The 19,029-nt window shown below is 42.7% G+C and carries 14 protein-coding genes; 7 read left to right on the top strand and 7 right to left on the bottom strand.

Annotated elements, in window-relative coordinates; translation table 11 throughout:
* Positions 1–80: 80 nt before the first annotated feature.
* Complete coding sequence (gene ppsA / locus I6E61_RS09625) at positions 81–2,465, bottom strand: phosphoenolpyruvate synthase (protein ID WP_197133862.1); 2,385 nt, start codon at positions 2,463–2,465, stop codon at positions 81–83.
* A 738-nt stretch (positions 2,466–3,203) separates the two neighbouring features.
* On the opposite strand from ppsA, the gene I6E61_RS09620 reads away from it, so the two are divergent.
* The 3 genes from I6E61_RS09620 to sthA all read left to right on the top strand — a co-directional run bounded on the left by I6E61_RS09620 (position 3,204) and on the right by sthA (position 6,245).
* Complete coding sequence (locus I6E61_RS09620; protein WP_197133978.1) at positions 3,204–4,037, top strand: pyruvate, water dikinase regulatory protein; 834 nt, start codon at positions 3,204–3,206, stop codon at positions 4,035–4,037.
* A gap of 81 nt (positions 4,038–4,118) precedes the next feature.
* Positions 4,119–4,517: a DUF4377 domain-containing protein gene (locus I6E61_RS09615; protein ID WP_197133848.1), complete on the top strand. Its 399-nt coding sequence runs from the start codon at positions 4,119–4,121 to the stop codon at positions 4,515–4,517.
* A gap of 78 nt (positions 4,518–4,595) precedes the next feature.
* Positions 4,596–6,245 carry a Si-specific NAD(P)(+) transhydrogenase gene (gene sthA, locus I6E61_RS09610; protein WP_227685756.1) on the top strand — a complete coding sequence of 550 codons (1,650 nt, stop codon included), beginning with the start codon at positions 4,596–4,598 and terminating at the stop codon, positions 6,243–6,245.
* A 125-nt stretch (positions 6,246–6,370) separates the two neighbouring features.
* Here the strand turns inward: sthA and I6E61_RS09605 are convergent, their stop codons facing one another.
* The 5 genes from I6E61_RS09605 to I6E61_RS09585 all read right to left on the bottom strand — a co-directional run bounded on the left by I6E61_RS09605 (position 6,371) and on the right by I6E61_RS09585 (position 12,888).
* The gene (locus I6E61_RS09605; RefSeq protein WP_197133844.1) at positions 6,371–7,579 is read right to left on the bottom strand and encodes an ABC transporter permease; all 1,209 of its coding nucleotides are present in this window, start codon (positions 7,577–7,579) and stop codon (positions 6,371–6,373) included.
* Positions 7,579–8,910: an ABC transporter permease gene (locus I6E61_RS09600; protein WP_227685755.1), complete on the bottom strand. Its 1,332-nt coding sequence runs from the start codon at positions 8,908–8,910 to the stop codon at positions 7,579–7,581. Before I6E61_RS09600 ends, I6E61_RS09605 begins: the two co-directional genes overlap by 1 nt.
* A gap of 9 nt (positions 8,911–8,919) precedes the next feature.
* The gene (locus I6E61_RS09595; protein WP_197133797.1) at positions 8,920–10,116 is read right to left on the bottom strand and encodes an HlyD family secretion protein; all 1,197 of its coding nucleotides are present in this window, start codon (positions 10,114–10,116) and stop codon (positions 8,920–8,922) included.
* Positions 10,117–10,164: 48 nt separating this feature from the next.
* The gene (locus I6E61_RS09590) at positions 10,165–11,031 is read right to left on the bottom strand and encodes a YihY/virulence factor BrkB family protein (RefSeq protein ID WP_197133780.1); all 867 of its coding nucleotides are present in this window, start codon (positions 11,029–11,031) and stop codon (positions 10,165–10,167) included.
* A gap of 222 nt (positions 11,032–11,253) precedes the next feature.
* On the bottom strand, positions 11,254–12,888 hold the full coding sequence (locus tag I6E61_RS09585) for a TolC family protein (RefSeq protein WP_197133778.1): 1,635 nt from the start codon (positions 12,886–12,888) through the stop codon (positions 11,254–11,256).
* A 453-nt stretch (positions 12,889–13,341) separates the two neighbouring features.
* On the opposite strand from I6E61_RS09585, the gene glpK reads away from it, so the two are divergent.
* From glpK to I6E61_RS09565, 4 genes are all read left to right on the top strand, one after another.
* The gene (glpK, locus tag I6E61_RS09580; RefSeq protein WP_197133761.1) at positions 13,342–14,925 is read left to right on the top strand and encodes a glycerol kinase GlpK; all 1,584 of its coding nucleotides are present in this window, start codon (positions 13,342–13,344) and stop codon (positions 14,923–14,925) included.
* A 295-nt stretch (positions 14,926–15,220) separates the two neighbouring features.
* Positions 15,221–15,733 (top strand): hypothetical protein, encoded by a 513-nt coding sequence (locus I6E61_RS09575; protein WP_197133758.1) that lies wholly within the window; start codon positions 15,221–15,223, stop codon positions 15,731–15,733.
* Positions 15,734–16,030: 297 nt separating this feature from the next.
* A complete protein-coding gene (locus I6E61_RS09570) occupies positions 16,031–17,059 on the top strand; it encodes an endonuclease/exonuclease/phosphatase family protein (protein ID WP_197133755.1) in 1,029 nt (342 codons plus the stop codon).
* Positions 17,060–17,306: 247 nt separating this feature from the next.
* A complete protein-coding gene (locus I6E61_RS09565) occupies positions 17,307–18,005 on the top strand; it encodes a TetR/AcrR family transcriptional regulator (protein WP_197133752.1) in 699 nt (232 codons plus the stop codon).
* Positions 18,006–18,121: 116 nt separating this feature from the next.
* Here I6E61_RS09565 and I6E61_RS09560 read toward each other — a convergent pair whose 3' ends face one another.
* Complete coding sequence (locus I6E61_RS09560) at positions 18,122–18,895, bottom strand: hypothetical protein (RefSeq protein WP_197133748.1); 774 nt, start codon at positions 18,893–18,895, stop codon at positions 18,122–18,124.
* Positions 18,896–19,029: the final 134 nt, after the last annotated feature.

The raw sequence follows: 19,029 nt of genomic DNA, 5'->3' as shown, positions 1-19,029 counted from the left end.
TATTTGAAAAAATCAAATAGACCCTAATAGCCGTACTTTTAATGACTGTGTAAATGACCGCTACGAATGAACGTAATGGCTTACTTTGATTCTTCGCCAGCCAAGAATAACCACGTATCTAGTACTGAATCTGGGTTCAATGATACTGAGCTGATACCTTGCTCCATTAACCAGTAAGCTAGATCTGGATGATCTGATGGGCCTTGACCACAGATACCGACATATTTGTTTTGCTTACGGCAAGCATCGATAGCCATAGTTAACAGTTTCTTAACCGCAGGGTCACGCTCATCAAATAGATGTGAGACGATGCCTGAGTCACGATCTAGACCAAGGGTCAACTGAGTCAAATCGTTAGAACCGATTGAGAAACCATCGAAGTATTCTAAGAACTCTTCTGCTAATAGCGCATTGGTCGGTAGCTCACACATCATGATGATGCGTAGGCCGTTCTCGCCACGTTTCAGACCGTTTTTCTCAAGTAACTCGATGACTTGTGCTGCTTCGCCAACGGTACGTACGAAAGGAATCATAATCTCGACGTTAGTCAGACCCATTTCATCACGAACGCGTTTCAGTGCTTTACACTCAAGCTCGAAGCAGTCACGGAAGTTGTCAGACACATAACGACTAGCACCGCGGAAACCAAGCATTGGGTTTTCTTCTGATGGCTCGTATAACTTACCGCCCAACAAGTTAGCATATTCGTTTGATTTGAAATCTGACATACGAACGATGACTGGCTGATCCATAAAGGCAACGGCTAGGGTTGAAACGCCTTCGACCAATTTGTCCACATAGAAGTCAACAGGTGAGGCATAACCAGCGATACGCTCTTGGATTGCTTGTGATATTTCACGTGGCAAGCTGTTCATGTTTAGCAATGCTTTTGGATGCACACCAATCATACGGTTGATGATGAACTCTAGACGCGCAAGACCAATACCTTCGTTTGGCATTTGGGTGAATGAGAACGCACGATCTGGGTTACCAACGTTCATCATTACTTTGAATGCTAGCTCTGGCATCGTTTCAACAGAGTTGGTCTGTACTTCAAAGTCAATTTGGCTCTCGTAAATGAAACCAGTATCGCCTTCAGCACAAGAAGCGGTTACGTCTTGACCGTCAACCAATAGCTCAGTTGCATTACCACAACCAACGATGGCTGGAACACCTAGCTCACGCGCGATGATAGCTGCGTGACACGTACGGCCACCACGATTAGTGATAATAGCAGAAGCACGCTTCATGACTGGTTCCCAATCCGGATCAGTCATGTCTGATACGAGTACATCACCTTCTTGTACTTTGTCCATCTCGTTTAGGTTGCTAACGATACGTACTTTACCTGAACCGATACGTTGACCGATTGAGCGGCCTTCACATAGGATTTTTGCGTCAGTCGTGTTGATGATATAGCGTTCCATGACATTGCTGTCTTGGCGGCTCTTAACTGTCTCTGGACGCGCTTGAACGATAAAGATTTCGTTAGTGTCACCGTCTTTGGCCCACTCGATGTCCATTGCTTGACCGTAATGCTTTTCGATCGTTACAGCTTGTTTGGCAAGAGAGGTTAGCTCTTCAGTAGACAATGAGAACTGCATGCGATCTTGTTTTTCAACATCGACAGTTTTGACTGATTTGGCAGTACTGCCTTCATCGCCATAAATCATTTTCTTATGCTTGCTACCTAGGTTACGGCGAATAACCGAAGGTTTACCGTTGGCTAGCAATTGTTTTGAGATGTAGAATTCGTCAGGGTTTACAGCGCCCTGTACGACCATTTCACCTAGGCCATAGCTTGAGGTGATGAATACGACTTGATCAAATCCACTTTCGGTATCTAGCGTGAACATCACACCGGCTGCACCAGTTTCTGAACGTACCATACGTTGTACGGCTGCAGATAGTGCAACACCTTCGTGCTCAAAACCTTTGTGTACACGGTAAGAGATAGCACGGTCATTATATAGAGAAGCAAATACTTCTTTAATCGCAATAAGAACGTTATCAATGCCACGAATGTTCAAGAAAGTTTCTTGCTGACCAGCAAATGAGGCATCTGGCAAATCTTCGGCAGTGGCAGAAGAACGTACAGCAACAGCGATGTCTTCGCCGCCGCTCATAGTCTCAAATGACTCGCGCACTTCTTGCTCAAGATCTTTTGGCAGCTCTTGCTCAATAATCCAAGTACGAATTTTCTTACCAGTTTCTGCAAGTTTCTTTACATCATTCACGTCTAACGTTTTTAGCTCACTATTAATCTTATCTAGTAAGCCAGTTTCGTTCAAGAAACGGTTAAATGCATTTGACGTGGTGGCAAAGCCGCCTGGAACACTAACGCCTAAATCAGATAGATGGCTGATCATCTCGCCAAGCGAGGCGTTCTTACCGCCGACCATCTCAATATCGTCTTTTCCTAGCTGATCAAGATTGATTACAAGTGCTGTAGATTGCGCTGCCATGATAACTCCAGAAAATAAGGTTATTTAGTAAGGATTATAACGGCGAATTATACCGCTATATTAGGACAATTTCGAGGGGTTAAATCAAAAAACTTGTGAAAAAGATACAAATTATGGGGTTTGCTACATAATTTATGGCCAGTATCATAAATTTTGATTTTTAGAATTTTTATAAAATATAGATAAAAGCTGATATAAATGCTGTTTGCTAATCATTTATGGACTTATAAATGGATGGTTCAAGGGGTGAAAAAGTCGGGTTAGCAGCTATTTATGATAAATACTTATATATAGTAGGAAGTATTGAGGTGATATGAGCATGAAAACGCAGTGAGCAGAGTTGTTTAACATTAGCCATGACATAAAAAGTAGTGTGGGTTTCTAAGTGTACGCCTGTAACATTGATTTCTATTAGGTCGCTATTATGCGTATAATGTCAGGCATAAATAGTGTAGGCCTAGCATTATATAAATGTTGGATATAAGCACTTATATAGTCAATCCCTTATAAAGGGGAAATGGTGTCAGTCTCGCTTAGTTTATTACTTGTAGCACTTTCACTCGCTTTCCTTGTATCCAAATTATATTGAACCGACTATATATAGGTCTAGAGTAGATTAAAAACAAAAGCTAAATAAAGATTACCATGAGTGTTTCTAATTGAGGTGTCAACGTTATGTACTCAAGCAATCCATCTGAACAAGTTAAGTCCACTATCCAAAATCACAACGCGTTGAACTTGGACAGCTCACAAGCCATTAGAACGGCATTTTTTATCTCAGATGGTACAGCGATTACAGCTGAGACACTTGGCCGTGCTATTTTGAGCCAGTTTGCGTCAGTTCCTTTTGAGACTCGTGTCTTGCCATATGTTGATAGCTTAGAGCGTGCTGACGATGCTGTTGAGCAAATCAATATGGCCTATCAACGAGACGGCTTTTTGCCTTTAGTGTTTGATACGATTGTTAATCCTGATATTCGTGAAAAAATTAACGCAGCACAAAGCTGTAATCTGGATATGTATGAAGGTTTGATCGGGCGTGTGGCAGAAGAGACAGGCGTAGAGCCAGACGGTCATTCAGGTCATGCACATGATGATGTCGACTCTGAGACTTATAAAGAACGTATTGATGCCGTTCATTTTGCTTTAGACAATGATGATGGTGCCCGTACTCGTCATTATAATGCAGCCGATATTATTTTGGTAGGTGTGTCACGCTCTGGTAAAACACCGACCTCTTTATACTTAGCATTACAGTTCGGTATTCGAGCTGCTAACTATCCTTTGACCGAAGATGATTTGTACGACAATCAATTACCAAAAGCATTGCGTGAACATAAAGACAAATTATTCGGCTTGCTCATCGATACTGATCGCTTGGTAAAAATACGCCAAGAGCGTCGCGCGGGCAGTCGTTATTCGAGCTATCAGCAATGTCAGCAAGAACAGCGCGCGATACAAGGTATTTATATCACACATGGTATTCCAAGCTTGGATGTCTCTGAGATGTCTGTTGAAGAAATTGCGACTCGTATTTTACAGAAGACAGGCCTCAAACGTCGTATTGGTTAAGGGTTCGTTTAATCAAATCAAATGTTAATCGATTTGACCATAGTCGGTTCAATATAATCTCATTATCATATAGAGAACATTATGAGTTCAGCTTATAAATCTAGCAAAACCCCTTTATTATTGGCCAGCTTATTGAGCGCCGTGACGTTACTTACTGCTTGTCAGACGTCGCGTGAGCCGGTGCCTGAGCCACGTTATGTGCCGTCCATCGTATTGGGTGACGCACAAACGCTAACGATTCTGCCAAATCGAGTCGCCTGTGCCTCTGCATTACCGATGCAGTGCTTACTTGCCAAATCAAGCAAAGATGGTAGTATTTTTCAAATTCCTTATGATTGGATTGAAGATTTTCAGCCAACGCTCGGTACTGAATATGTGATCAGTGCTCGCCCGCAGATTGACGAGGCAAAGCAGAGTCTTACTGGGTATTGGACATTACAAAATATTGTGTCACAACGTATGGTAGGCAAGCCTCAGTAATGTGATTCCGACTCATTTAAATACTGACTCACTCACGGTCTAGACATTAAACACACCAGTAAATATAAAGAGGATATGATGGGAAGTAAAAAACCAAGCGACGCGACTAATGATATCGGTGAAGATACCCATACCGAAGTATCTAACAAAGCGGATGGTCACATACCTAATCCTGAGCACACTGAGGGCAAAAACAAACAACAGAAGATTGAACAAACCCACGAGCAAGTTACTGATGATGTGATGCATCACCCTGATCTAGTGAATCCACTTGATGACACGCGAATTGATATCAAATCTGGTTTTAACAAAGACTCTCGCCGTCTAAAAAGCGATAATCATGAGTATGAATATGACGCCGTTGTTTTAGGAGCAGGTCCTGCTGGTGAAGCTGCTGCGATGAAACTGACTAAGTCTGGTAAGAGAGTCGTGGTCGTTGATCCACGTGACCAAGTGGGCGGCAACTCTACTCACGTGGGTACCATCCCCAGTAAAGCACTGCGCCAATCAGTATTTAACTTGATTAACTTTCGCCGTGATCCGATGTTTACCAAGGCGATGGAATATAAACAAGTACCGCTAAATGAAGTGTTGGCTAAAGCGCGTCAAGTAATACGTCGTCAAGTCAGTACGCACACACGATTCTATGAGCGTAACCGTATCGAAGTGATTCAAGGTTGGGCAAGTTTCGTTGATGAGCACACGCTACGTATTGAAACCGATGACAATGTTTTTGAAACCATTACTTTCAATAAAGCCATCATTACCGTCGGTAGCCGTCCTTATCGTCCTGATATCTTAGACTTTGACCATCCCCGTGTTTTTGATTCTGACAAAATCTTGCAAATGGATTATGTCGTCAAAAAAATCATCATTTATGGTGCAGGCGTGATCGGTTGTGAGTATGCGTCTATCTTTACAGGTCTTGGTTACAAGGTTGACTTAATTAATAACCAAGATCAGCTGCTCAATTACCTAGACAGTGAAATTAGTGATGCCATCGCGCATGACTTTAGGCAGTTTGGTGTACTCATTCGTAGTAATGAAGAGATTGATCACCTTGAGACGCATGATGACTACGTGGTCTTACACTTAAAGAGTGGTAAGCGAATCAAATCTGATGCCATCCTTTGGTCAAATGGACGCTCAGGTAATACAGAGGGCCTAAACCTAGAAGCCGTTGGCCTAAAAGCCAATAGCCGTGGTCAGCTAAAAGTAGATGATACTTACTGTACTGGTATCGAAAATATCTACGCCGCTGGTGATGTAATCGGTTGGCCATCTTTGGCATCTGCGGCCTATGACCAAGGGCGCTGTGCTGCTGCCTTTATGGTAGGTGATAGCGATGCTGAGCCAGTATCAAGTGTGCCGACTGGGATCTATACGATTCCTGAAATCTCTTGTATCGGTAAAACTGAGCAAGAGCTAACGGATGAAAAAGTTCCGTATGAAGTGGGTCAGGCGTTCTTTAAGCATCTGGCACGTGCACAAATCATCGGTGAACGTTCGGGCGTACTAAAGATTTTGTTCCATCGTGATACGTTAGAAATCTTGGGTATCCATTGCTACGGTAACCACGCTTCAGAGATTATCCATATCGGTCAGGCAGTCATGAAGTGTAAGAGCAATAACACGCTTGAGTACTTTGTGAATACGACATTCAACTATCCAACGATGGCGGAAGCGTACCGTGTTGCGGCATTGAATGGTTTGAATCGCGTCTTTTAAGACGAGCTTATCTAAGTAAAGTAATATTAATAAAAAAGCGCCTGCACTATTAATTAATAGTGCAGGCGCTTTTTTGTGACTTATTCATTAATCTAAGCTCAGAGTCTGTGTAGAAGAGCTATGTTTTATGCAACTGTCTTACTTTGCTTGTCAGTGTGATACCAGCGAATGAGCATGAGCAGCATAAAGTAAAATACCCATAGAGCAGCCAGTGCATAAAATCCAATAGCGACTTGTGAGACGCTTGCGCCCATTTGGTTAAGCTGTACCGATGTGTTGACCCCAGGTGTCGTGGGTATCAACCAGCGTATGACTTGTAAAAACGCGGGTAATTGGTCAGCGGGCCACGGATAGCCACTGATAAAAAACATCGGTAAAGAGCTAAAAATAAGAATTTGCATACCACGTTCACGTTGGCGAAACCATAGCCCCAATACACAGCCGAGTGTGGCCACGGTTGGACAAAATAGCAGTAGAAAGAATAAACTGCCGAGCATGTTCTGTCCGCGCGGATAGTGATGCAGCTCAAATGCCCAGCCATAATAAAAACAGCCAATAATAAAGCTACACATACTAAGCGCTGCAATACGACCTAGCCAGCCACGGATAGTGGTCCTATGACGACGCTGCTCGTACCATGTGCCAATCAACATCGTCGTTGACATTAAAAGCGTTTGTTGCAAAATCAGAATAGACACGGCTGGTACGACGTATGCACCATATCCTTCAGTTTGATTGTATAAAGGCATAATTTGCAATGGGACTGCTTGGGTATTAGCCGTCGCTGTTGATGGATAGATGCCTTGAGCCACACTTTTTTTAACTTCGATACCTGCTGATACCGTGCCAACCGCCTTTAAAAATCCCATCTGTACATTTTTATTTAATAAAAAATAACCACCATTGCCCAATACACTGACGCTTGCCTTTTTGCCAGACATCACTTGCTGTTCAAGTCCGCTCGGAATAACCATATATCCAGCGATTTCATCTGACCATATGGCATCTTTGGCATCTTGCTCATTAAGAAAGCGCTCCGTATCTAACTGCGGACTGGCGCTCGCATAACGAACGATAGTCCGTGACAGATTGCTATTGTCATAATCAATGATACCAACAGGCACATGATTGATCACTTCGGTTGAGTAAGGCCAAGGATAAAAGAAACCGTAAATAATAGGAGCAATCATTAACAGTAAAAGAACGCCTTTGTCAGTAAAGATATCTTTTAAGGTTTGCAAAAACCCACCAAGAAAATTCTGTGAATTTTTGTGTGTCTGTGCGTGTGGCTTTACCGTTGTAGTGGTTGCACTCTCTTTTGGTGAAACTGACATTAGCGTGCTCCCCAACGTTCAGGATGCACCAGCGCCCGTTTGGTTAATAATGTGGTCAGGAGCATCGCAATCGTCGTGGCTAGGGTAAGCCCGTAGACGATCGGCAATGAAACCGCAGCAGGCGCATGCATCTGTAACTGTGCAATGTGCAACTTTAAGTAATGGGTAAGCGGGAGCACATCTGACCAATGCTGAGCATTGTCACTGATGGCGATATACGGAAAAGTCACACCCGCAAATGCGTAAGACGGTGCGGAAATAAAACCAGTAGAAGACAAGCCCATGCGCAATGAAAACGAATTTAACGTTAAGATAGCACCGAGAAAGAACGAGAGCAGCATCAATAGTAATAGACCGATATAAGTAGCAATAATGGAACTAATAGCAACGGACTCTTGCGGCGTGGCAAACCAAAGTGCCATCATGGACCAAATGCTATAAGCCAATAATGGCCAAAAATATTTTCCCAATAAGCCGAACAGTAATATTGAAATACTCACTTGTCTGGACTTGGTATTATTTTTAGAAGTTTCTGTCTTCTCATCAGTATGGCTGTGCTGACTTTCTGGCACTGTGCTGGTTTGGCTCGCTTTAATATTTGTTAAATTAGCACTGTCATGCTGATTGTTATCCGTATCACCATTCGAAATAACATCGTACCAGTGACCGATGTTTTTATCACGCAGCTCACGTCCTATAGTCGTTGCACCAATCACCATTGCTAAAATATGCAGTAGTGCAGGGATAACCGTTGAGGCTAAAAATTGTTGATAGTTAGTTGCAGCATTGAACAGGCTGATACGCTGTATGCTAATCGGCGAGTAGGCAATCGCTGCTTGTGAGGGTGCCATACCTTGCTTGACCAAACGCTGTATCTCGACGCCTGCTGATAATGTGCTAGCAACCGTTTGCACGCTAGTTTGAATGATGCCCGAATGCGTGCCGTACTGCGCGTTTACTTGCAAAACCAAAGGAGCTGGCTTGCCAGATAAAATATTACGAGAAAAATCTTCAGGAATAATGACCACTGCATAGATATCGCGTTGCAAGATAGCGGCCTCTGCATCAGATTCTGAGGTATAAAGCTGTTTTACCATCAGAGTTGGACTGGCTTCCAAGTAGCGTACAGCCGTATTAGCAACAGGACTGTTGTCTTGATCTATGACCCCAATGGGCAAATCTGTAATCTGAGTTTGTGAAAAAATCCACCAAATCAGCAGTACAGTTGCGAATGGTATCCAAACTACCATGGCTAAATCCCACGGATTTTTGGCTAAAAACCGTCGCTCATAGGTAGCACTACGTAAAAAAGCCCTAATTAGCTTGGTCATTCGCATGGGCTACTCTGGGCTTTTATTAGTAGTAGGGTTGATGCGTACAACGACACTCATGCCTGAGCGAATTCGTGCATCAGGCGTCGTTGGGCGTGCTTTTACCTCAAAAGTACGTACATCAAAGCCATCATCATTGTTGGTCGGACGCCAAGTGGCAAAGTCAGACAACGTCGAAGTGGCGTAAACTGTAAACTGTTTTGTATAAGGTTTATTCGCTGAGGATAGCGCTGGAATCGTCCCCGTAAACTGCTGGCCAATTGCTAACTGGTTCAAATACGTTTCAGTGACGTTGAGCACTACCCATTGGTCATTGGTATCCACCAAAGTGAGCAATGGCACACCTTGACCGATGACTTCGCCTGCATTGACAATGACATTATCTACGATACCTGCTATTGGGCTTCGTAAATTCGCTTCATCTTTTGCGACGAGTGCTTCATCGAGTTTTGCATCGACTTGTGCCACTTGTGCGGTGGCAGCTGACTTATCTTCACTACGTGCGCCTTCCATCGCCAAGTCATATTGCAAGCGTGCTGCTTCCGTTTGGTCTTGGGTAGCGAGATATTGAGCGTATGCTTCATCACGTTTTTGTCGTGCCATTAGCCCTTCTTCATACAGGCGATTGACACGTTGATAGGTGTTTTCTGCCAAGTCCGATGCCGCTTTATTGGCTTGCCATGCTGCTTTTGCTTGGGCGATTTCTTGTGGGCGGGCGCCATTTTCTGCTTTATCTAACTGGCTTTGTGCCATTTGCTTACCAGCACGTGCTTGATCAATTTTGGCATTAATCTCAGGTGAGTCCATTTCAATGAGCTGTTGACCAACAGTGACAGCATCCCCTTCGGTGACCAAAATTTTAGAAATACGTCCCGGTACTTTTGCAGCGATGGATGTTTGCTGCATCTGCATCTGCCCTTGTAAGGTAGTGACATCAGGTTCGCTGTGCTGATTACTCCTGTATAGACCATAAGCCACCATGCCTAATACAATCAGAATAAATAGTGCCAGAAGCCCCTTTTTTATCATGGCAGATTTATCAGCTTTTGCTGCATCGCGCTTATAGTGAGGCACTGTCTGCTCTTGTTGGGTATCAGGTGCGTCTTCTGCAGAATCGACTGAAGTTTGACCATCTTGAGGGAGTACTGGCTCGGTTGAATCAGATGATTTTTTTGAGTGGTCTGATTCGTTTGGAAATTCAGTCATGACGGTGAGGTTCCTAAAGCAACAAAGTTGAAAATAAAAGGGTTATTACTAGTACACTCGAGTAGCATAAGGTTTGGCGTCTTCTATGGCTTCAGAGTTAAAAATCGCACCAAAAGCGACGATGAATGCTGAATAATAAAGCCACAGCATAATAACCACGGCAGCCGACAGTGCCCCAAACTCAGCACTATAGTTATTAAAGTTTTGCACATAAATTGAAAACAGCACAGACAGTACAATCCAAAGAACGGTTGCCAGCGCCGCGCCTGGCACCAGTTTTTTTAGTGCGACAGCATCACGGTTAGGAGCTAGGCGATAGAAGCCTAAAAAGCTCAGAAAAATGATGCCAGTCAATATCGGCCACCTGCTCCAAAGAGCAATCGTCTTAGCGATTTGAGGGAAGGGGAAATAGGCTGCGGCTAATGGAATAATAGCGATAGAAGAGACCGCTATAATTAGGACCACGACTGCGGCAAAGGTCAAGCCAACTGATCGAATGGTACTTTGTATGAAGCTGCGCTCTTGGCTGATATGAAAAGCAAGATTGACAAGAATGATTAAAGACTTGATACCTTTAGAGCCAGCATAAAGAGCAAGTAAGGTCGATATAATAAGACTGAAAGTGAGTGTGGATGCAGTGTTAGAGACCAGATCGCTTAGGCGTGAATTGAGGACTTCGTATACAGTATCAGGTACAAACGGACGCAAAATTGAAATCTGTTCTTGCATCTCAGCGGGCGAAAACGCGAGACCATATAGCAGTACAAATACCGCCATTACTGGAAAAATTGACAAAAACCCAAAAAACCCAACGCTCGCGCAATGTGCCCAAACATTAGAGGTGTTTGCGATACGCCATGTCCCTAGTAAAGATTTAAACAAGCCAGTTATCGATTTAAAAGTCAGTTTTTTCATAAAATAGTTATTCATAATAGGATGAGTATGGTGTTGGTAGCACTATGATAATCAGTATAGTCAGTCCACTATAAAAGTATGACGGTGTTAATCTCGCTTGAAGAATTCAATATCGCTCTTCGTTCAGTTGCCTTGTCACACTTTTACATTGAATCGACTATCATATACGTTTATCAAAATAGGCATTTATCAAGATGACCTATGATTGTTTATATCAAATCATTATTCGCTATACAAAGTCGGCAATTGAATGTCGGCGGCATTCAGATAAGCGTTAAACGCGAGAGGCGTGCCGCAGCTTTGCATGAGAGCCGCCAGTGACTGTACATAGCTGTTTGCTGCTTGTGCTTGTTCAGTACGTGCTTTGAGCGACTGTGTCTGAGCCTGCACTACCTCGATAGGGGTGTTCACGCCTTCTTGAAGTCCCAATCGGCGCAAACGCAATACTTCTGCAGCCAGATCAACGTTGCTTTGTAATGCTTGATAACGTGACTGAGCATTGTTTACATCGTGCCAGTTCTTTTCAACCAGCAGCAGTAGATTGTCACTGACTTCAATTTCAGACAAATCTGCTTGGCGGATTTTGGCATTGCTTGATGCCAGCGATGCAGTTTTGTCCAGTCCTCCCCACAATTTCCAACTTGCCGAAACACCAGCGACCCAACTGGGGTCTTTTTCAATCTGACTATAACCATATAGCATGACAGTAGGCTTATAACCTGTATCGGATAGTGCATGTAATTGTTGAGCTTGCGCGCGTTTGGCAGCTACTTTTTGTAGACCTGGATGATTGGTCAGTGCCAGATCTTGAAAGTAATTCACATCGGCTAAGGGACGGCTAGAGACGAATAGCGGGGTAGTAGGTTTGATGCGATATTCGGTACGCAATAGGCGTTGTAGGGCCATCATTGCAAGGCGTGCATCATTGTTGGCATTGACAGATTCGCTTTTTGCATCGGCCAGTGCAGACTGTGCTTCCAACCGATCAACACGAGAGATGAAGCCTTCTTCAAACAGTCGCTGAGCCATATGGTCAGTCTGTTGCAAGGTATCATAAGCGTCTTCGCGTAAGTAGGCCGCAATGATGGCCAACTGCGCTTTAAAATATCGCTCGATCAATGTGTTATACAGCTCGTTTTTATCCAACAAACTGTCTGCGACGGCTTCTTGAGTACGGGCATTGGACGCGCCTGTCAGTGCAGTTGTACGTCCAGCAGTATAAATAGGCCATAAGACGCCAAGTCCTGCACCCGACGTTGAGCCTGAGCGTTTTAAATTATAAGAATCTGGGATACTCTCGTCAACCAAGCTCTCAAAATCTGGCAAGTTTGGTATAGATGGGACTAGGCTATCTATTTCGCTGACCACACCGCTTTTGAGTGAGGATAGATCAACGTCAGTATCTAGATGATAAGCAGTCGCTGATACTCGCGCAAATACCAGTGGGTTGTCTAAGGTACTTAGCGCATCAGTCTGATAGTCACTTGCGGCGATTGCTGCTTGATTGGCAGCGATTTTTGGCGATACTTGTAATAAAATATTTTGGGCTTGTTCGAGGCTAAGTAAGCTAGGTACTTCTAAAGGATAACTATCATCGATGCTTTTATGAGTGATCGGGTCGATAACCGTAGACAAACCAATCGGTTGCTGAGCTTTATTCAGTTCTTGGTTGGTAGTAACTGAGCTATTTTGCCCATCAATAATTTGAGTGTCGCCTAGATAGTCAGCATCAGTAATTTGCGTCACGTCATTCTGGAGTTCAATATTACTCTCGCTTGCACTTGCGACATTAGACGCTGAAGCTATAAGCGCAACCATCATCACCGAATTAGATAGAGTCGATAAAGCAAATTTCATAAGTCACATAAGCCATTAATTAGAATACGAGGTGTTTTGGTGTCAGATAACGTCTTAAATATAGCGAAAGTATGAACCATTGTAGCTATTTACCGATGGAAAAAAGTCGAAATATTAGTTTATTGCAGAGACCAGAACTTTGTTATCAATAACAAAGCGTACACTGTAGTGCCACAATGGTGACGGGTCAATGCTCAATATTCTCCTGTTTTCTATTGTATAGTCAATAGCAGTATGATAGAGAACCGATTTAGTTTTAAAATATTCGTTTATAAGTAACGTGATAGCGAATAGCATGGGTGGCGTATTTTTAGGATTGAGCAAATCATTACTAAATAATTATTATTTTTAAATGACATTATTAGGTAATGTACGCAGTAATACATAACGAATCAGTGAATCAATACACCAATTAATAAATCGTATAAACAATACCAGTAGAAGGTGAGTGGCATGGCAGGATATATTTTGGCTTTAGATCAAGGGACAACATCGAGTCGCGCGATATTGTACGATGACCATGCAAGTCCAATAAAGATGGTACAGCAGCCTACAACGCTGCAAACGCCAAAAGCTGGATATGTCGAGCAAGATGCACAACAAATTTGGCAGACTCAGATAAGCTGTGCGCATGATGTAATCAATCGGGCAGGCCTACTTGCTACCGATGTCGACAGTATTGCAATTACCAATCAGCGTGAGTCTATTGTTATTTGGGATAAGCAAACGGGCAAGCCCTTAGCGCCTGCTATTATTTGGCAAGATCGCCGTACGGAACGCTATTGTCAAACATTGGCTGCTGAAGGGGCGACTAATGATATTGATGAAGACATGGCAAGTGAAGTACAGCGTATCACAGGCTTGCGTTTAGACCCTTATTTTAGCGCGAGTAAAATTGCTTGGTTGCTTGAAAACAATCCTAAACTGAGCGTGCGTGCTAATAAAGGTGAAATAGCGGTCGGTACCATAGACAGTTGGCTTATCTACAAACTGACTGGCGGAGAGCATGTCATTGATGTGACCAATGCTTCTCGTACGTTACTTTATGACATCCATAAGCTGGCATGGTCCGAGTCGCTGTGTGCGAGGTTTTCGATACCCATGAATATATTGCCAAAAGTTCTGCCTTCTGATGGTGATTTTGGCAAAACTAAAAAAGGTCTATTTGCCAAGCAGATACCCATCCATGCGGTATTGGGTGACCAGCAAGCAGCGCTTTTTGGGCAAGGCTGCCTCGATGCTGGTATGGCAAAAAACACTTATGGTACAGGGTGTTTTATGCTGATGAATATTGGCCAAAAACCAAAACTCAGTGAGCATAAATTATTGACGACCATCGCTTGGCAAAGAAAACCTGTGCCAACTCGTTCAGAGAATTTATCGTTTGATCAAATTGTTCAATCAGGCAAGCGTATGCTACAGCCACCCAAAAAAGAAGTGACCTATGCGTTAGAGGGCAGTGTTTTTATGGCGGGCGCGATCGTCCAGTGGCTACGCGATAATCTGGGTATGATTCAAAAAAGCAGCGATGTTGAAGATTTGGCACGGCAGGTAGACAGTAGTGAGGATGTGGTTTTGCTACCTGCATTTACAGGACTGGGTGCACCTTATTGGCGCTCTGATATCAGCGCGAGTATCACGGGCATGAGCCGTGGTACAACCAAATCTCATATTGCGCGTGCAGCTCTAGAAGCAGTGGCTTATCAAACTTACGATGTCCTCATTGCCATGCAAAAAGACAGCCCTCATCCGCTGACTGAGCTGAGAGTAGACGGCGGCGCGGCCAACAATGACTTGTTGATGCAGTTTCAGGCCGACCTATTAAATGTGCCAGTACTGCGCCCGAGAGACACAGAAATTACTGCCAAAGGAGCTGCATTACTAGCAGGTCTAAAAACTGGACTGTATGATGAAACAACGATGCGAGCATCATGGCAAGTTGAGCGGATTTTTGAACCTACAATGTCTAGCGATATTCGCGAGCAACACCTTAATAAGTGGAAACAAGCTGTTGAGCGAGCCCTAAGAACGATATAAATAGTTAAGTAGGATCATCCAAGCGCTGTAATTATTTAACGGAAGATTACTTAACGTTGTCGAGTATTCCACAAAAACGTTATAAAGATACAGGCTGTAACGCAACGCAATCGTAACTTGGACACAGTTTACATAATCTGCCTATCTGTTGTTATCCATAAATTCTTATACTTTAGTCGAATTAAGCAAACGTGCTGATTCTTCAGTAACTGATAAATTGGCAATTCTAAGATTCATGATTTAAAAACGAGCACTTAATAAATCTAATATATAACAAATAATTAAGGATAATAATATGAGTAACCATGACAGTATTGATCGCAGTGAAGTAAAACATATGTCAAAAGAAGCAAAGCAAGATCTAAATGCTGACGTTATCACTGGTGAGCCAGGCTCACATCCATTAGGAACAGGTATCGGTGGTGTAGGCGGTGCAGCAGCAGGTGCAGCTATTGGTACAATGGCGGGTCCACTAGGTACTTTAATCGGTGGTGCTATTGGTGCTATCGTCGGCGGTGGCGCTGGGCATGCAGCAGCAGAAGCTATCGATCCTACCCATGAAGAAGCGTATTGGCGTGCAGAGCATGCCAATGTAGATTATTATAAAGAAGGTTATGACTTCGACCGCGACTTACATCCAGCCTATGCAGTAGGTTATGCTAACCGTGCTCGTTATCCCGCAGATGCTCGTTTCGAAGATCATGAATCAGATTTAGAGCGTTCATGGCACGAAGTGAAAGGCGAGTCGCGTATGGAGTGGAACGAAGCACGTAGAGCATCGCGTGACGCATGGAACCGTGTATCGTAACAAAATTTATGCAACGGTTTGTGCTAATTAGTAGACTAAAATCAACTAGTTAAAACTAACAGTACATTAAGTGTAAGTAAGCATACAGTGTATAAGCTTACTCTCTCATCACCAAATTTAGTAAAGTTGTAGATATTGCTATATTAATGCACAGAATAACTTAGATTTATGCAGTTTCAAAGCTCTCAAAGATTTCTTTGGGGGCTTTTTTACTGTATATTGTTTGTTATAAATGCATGTTATTTCCAAAAAACACTATTAAAAACAAATGTTAAGAATATTAATAGTAGGTAATCCATGACTAATAATGTAAAAGAGAATAATACAAAGCAGTTTTATATAGCTACTGCTAATTTGCTCAATTTTGCCAACCCCAATCGTATCTATTACGAGAATGCCCCCGCTTATAATAACAATGAGTATGAGCATAAATTACACGGTATTAATGATTTACTATCAAAAGCACATGCTGATATCATCGCTGTGCAAGAAGTATGGGATAGTGAAGCGCTCGAAGCATTGGCAGTATCGTTAGGGTTTAAGGCAGAGCATGTGGTCATTCCATTGGCCAGTAATGATATGTCGAGTCCTTATACCCAAGGCAAAGGGGCACAAAATACGCCTGCTGTAGGTATTATCAGCCGTTTTGAGCAACTAGAAAGTAGTTTGTTAGAAGAGATTTTACCCAAGGCGGTAATTGATGTTCCTGATATTGGTCCTTATCAGCGATTCAATCGTCCTCCGTTGGTTGTACGTGTTGATGCATATGGCCAACCAATAACGATTATCACTGCTCATCTTAAGAGTAAGCGTGCTTTTTTCTTACGTGATAAAAATGGCAGCCTGTTAGAAGATATGGACGATCCTAATATCAGAGTTCGTGCCAAACTGCGCAGTTTATGTATGCGTGCCGCAGAAGCCGCTTCTATTCGTATGTCTATTATAGAGCGTCTGCAGCATACTCATGAGCCATTGATTTTGTTAGGTGATATGAATGATGTCACAGGTAGCGTAACCACCCAATTAATGGCTGAAACGGGTGAAGTCAACTACGACAAAAGCATGCGCGATATCGCATTGTTCGATGCTGCTCGAATTCAATCACGCTATGGCTGGATGAAAGATGTGGCATATACCCATATATATCAAGGCATGCCAGAAATCATTGATCAGTTGTTCGTTTCAGAAGAGTTTTTGCCTGACAGTAAGTTTTCGCTCGGTCAGGTTGAAAGGGTGGACTATTTCAATGATCATTTAAAATGGGATTATGCAGATAGAGTCACTGATCATGGTATTATAAGAGCGAAAATAAAACTTAATAATTAGTTTTAATATATTAAATTGCACTAAGCGGTCAACTCTATTAAATTGTTGATCTACACATTATTTTTAACCCATTTATCTCCCTTGCTTGATGGTGTACAAGCGTTTATGATGCGTCTCCTTTAGATGTAGTAGCGCTCATATTGACGCTATATTAATCACTAATAGGATGTGATTCTTTCATTTCGGATAAATATTATCCAGTGAAAATTGTATTTATAAAATAGGGTGTAACTTTAAGAGACTTATAATGAGCGAAAATAAAGACGAAAAGATTGAAGACGTGTTGGTAGACTCGGAGCTGGCAAAAAAGCTTGTACCAAATAAATTTAAGTTTACGAGTCAGCAAGGCCGTGCACGCCGTCAAAAACTGTTGGCTGGTGCAAAAAAGCTGAGTGAAACATTACCCATCAATGATATTACCTTGGCTGCTGTCTGTGAAGAAGCAGGTATTCCAAGAGCATCTGCTTATCATTTCTTTCCTAATATCGAAGCAATATTTTTAGCATTACGCTTTTTGAATGCCATTGAAATATTAGAAATAGTAGAAACGGTTGATGTTGGTAGTTATGATAGATGGCAGGGTTATTTGACCGCACTGATTGACCAGTGTGTGACGATATTCCATAAGGATGAAACCAAAGCAAAGCTCATCTATGACACTAACACGCCTGATTTTGAAGGTGATAGTTTTGGTGAAGACATCAACCATCAGATCGTTGATTTGGTTTATAAGCGTCTATCAGAACGTTATGAGATGCCAGGTTTCCATGACATCCAAGATACCTTGTTAATTGCTTATAGCATTATCAACTCTATATTTACGTTATCTTATCGCCGTCATCAGAAAATCACTGATGACTATATCCAAGAAGCGAACACTGCATTTATTGCCTATTTACGTTGCTACCTACCAGAAAAGCTACCACGTAAAAAAGTATCAGTGTAGAACGATTGCTTCACGAATATATAGAAAAAGCCGACATAGTATGTCGGCTTTTTTGTGTTTACTATATTTAGGAGGGATGGCTATCAATACGGCTACAGTCGTTTTATAGAATGGTTTTATGAAATCGAAATTAACACTTGTCCTCGGCAGACATCATGACCCGTGTCCAAAGGGGCATACTGCTTATAATAACGGACGATTAGCTGTTCTAAATTCACATTGGTCTGTGAATCGTGCGCATTCACATAAGCCTCGCGTGCTTGCTCAAGCCAGCGGTCTGCCATACGAAAGTGCATACTTGACTCTCGCCAGCCACGTTCACATTGATTGGTGGCTGCCCAAATGAGGGCCACTTCGCTAAAAGCTATCTCGCGTGGTGCTGAGACGATACCATTGCTCTCTTTGAGAGCACTTAAAGTTGCCCATAGATCAGGACGCATGAGAGCAGAGTGGGCAGGTATATCTTGGTCTAGGGCAATTTTTTGTGTCGTATCAGTCTCTAGCGCTTGTAGTATAGGTTCGGCCATTTCTGTCGCCATGCTACCAGCAGGCGATTTGCTATTCATACTGTCTTGATGAATAGCATAGTTTAGCCATGCTTGTGCCTTATAAGCAAGATACTGCTGCTGCGCGGTTTTATCGGCTTGTTGGTAAGGTTTTAGCTGGGCTACCATACAGTTCAGGACGCGTTGCTCATTACTTTGGTACCTATAAGAAGGCACTTGAGCTTGAGCATCATTACGACAATCAGTAGTGCTATGCTTGTCTACGATCTGTGCAGTATGACTTTCTGCTAAAACGGGTGAGACAATGGTTAGCAGGACTGCTGCCGAGAGTGCAGTATATATTGGCTGTTTGCACGAAATGGCTTTAATGACAGATTTAAACATGATGCAAACCTTGTATTAAGGTAATAAGTATTGATATTTATCATTATTATGGCTAGATTTAAGGCCTATCAGCTGATGACAAATAACAGAGTCAGTGCAACATTGTCATCAGTATCTGAGAACAATGTTGTCAA

Source organism: Psychrobacter sp. NZS113, from assembly GCF_015864825.1.
In the GTDB taxonomy this organism is placed as follows: Bacteria; Pseudomonadota; Gammaproteobacteria; order Pseudomonadales; family Moraxellaceae; genus Psychrobacter.
The sequence above is the reverse complement of the archived record's forward strand: the minus strand, read 5'-3'. Positions and strand labels throughout refer to the sequence as shown.

Bases quoted from the DNA above. Each gene is read 5' to 3' on its own strand.
- I6E61_RS09560 (WP_197133748.1), bottom strand. From the start codon at position 18,895: ATGTTTAAATCTGTCATTAAAGCCATTTCGTGCAAACAGCCAATATAT.
- I6E61_RS09615 (WP_197133848.1), top strand. From the start codon at position 4,119: ATGAGTTCAGCTTATAAATCTAGCAAAACCCCTTTATTATTGGCCAGC.
- glpK (WP_197133761.1), top strand. From the start codon at position 13,342: ATGGCAGGATATATTTTGGCTTTAGATCAAGGGACAACATCGAGTCGC.
- I6E61_RS09565 (WP_197133752.1), top strand. From the start codon at position 17,307: ATGAGCGAAAATAAAGACGAAAAGATTGAAGACGTGTTGGTAGACTCG.
- I6E61_RS09590 (WP_197133780.1), bottom strand. From the start codon at position 11,031: ATGAAAAAACTGACTTTTAAATCGATAACTGGCTTGTTTAAATCTTTA.
- I6E61_RS09595 (WP_197133797.1), bottom strand. From the start codon at position 10,116: ATGACTGAATTTCCAAACGAATCAGACCACTCAAAAAAATCATCTGAT.
- I6E61_RS09575 (WP_197133758.1), top strand. From the start codon at position 15,221: ATGAGTAACCATGACAGTATTGATCGCAGTGAAGTAAAACATATGTCA.
- sthA (WP_227685756.1), top strand. From the start codon at position 4,596: ATGGGAAGTAAAAAACCAAGCGACGCGACTAATGATATCGGTGAAGAT.
- I6E61_RS09570 (WP_197133755.1), top strand. From the start codon at position 16,031: ATGACTAATAATGTAAAAGAGAATAATACAAAGCAGTTTTATATAGCT.
- ppsA (WP_197133862.1), bottom strand. From the start codon at position 2,465: ATGGCAGCGCAATCTACAGCACTTGTAATCAATCTTGATCAGCTAGGA.
- I6E61_RS09600 (WP_227685755.1), bottom strand. From the start codon at position 8,910: ATGACCAAGCTAATTAGGGCTTTTTTACGTAGTGCTACCTATGAGCGA.
- I6E61_RS09585 (WP_197133778.1), bottom strand. From the start codon at position 12,888: ATGAAATTTGCTTTATCGACTCTATCTAATTCGGTGATGATGGTTGCG.
- I6E61_RS09605 (WP_197133844.1), bottom strand. From the start codon at position 7,579: ATGTCAGTTTCACCAAAAGAGAGTGCAACCACTACAACGGTAAAGCCA.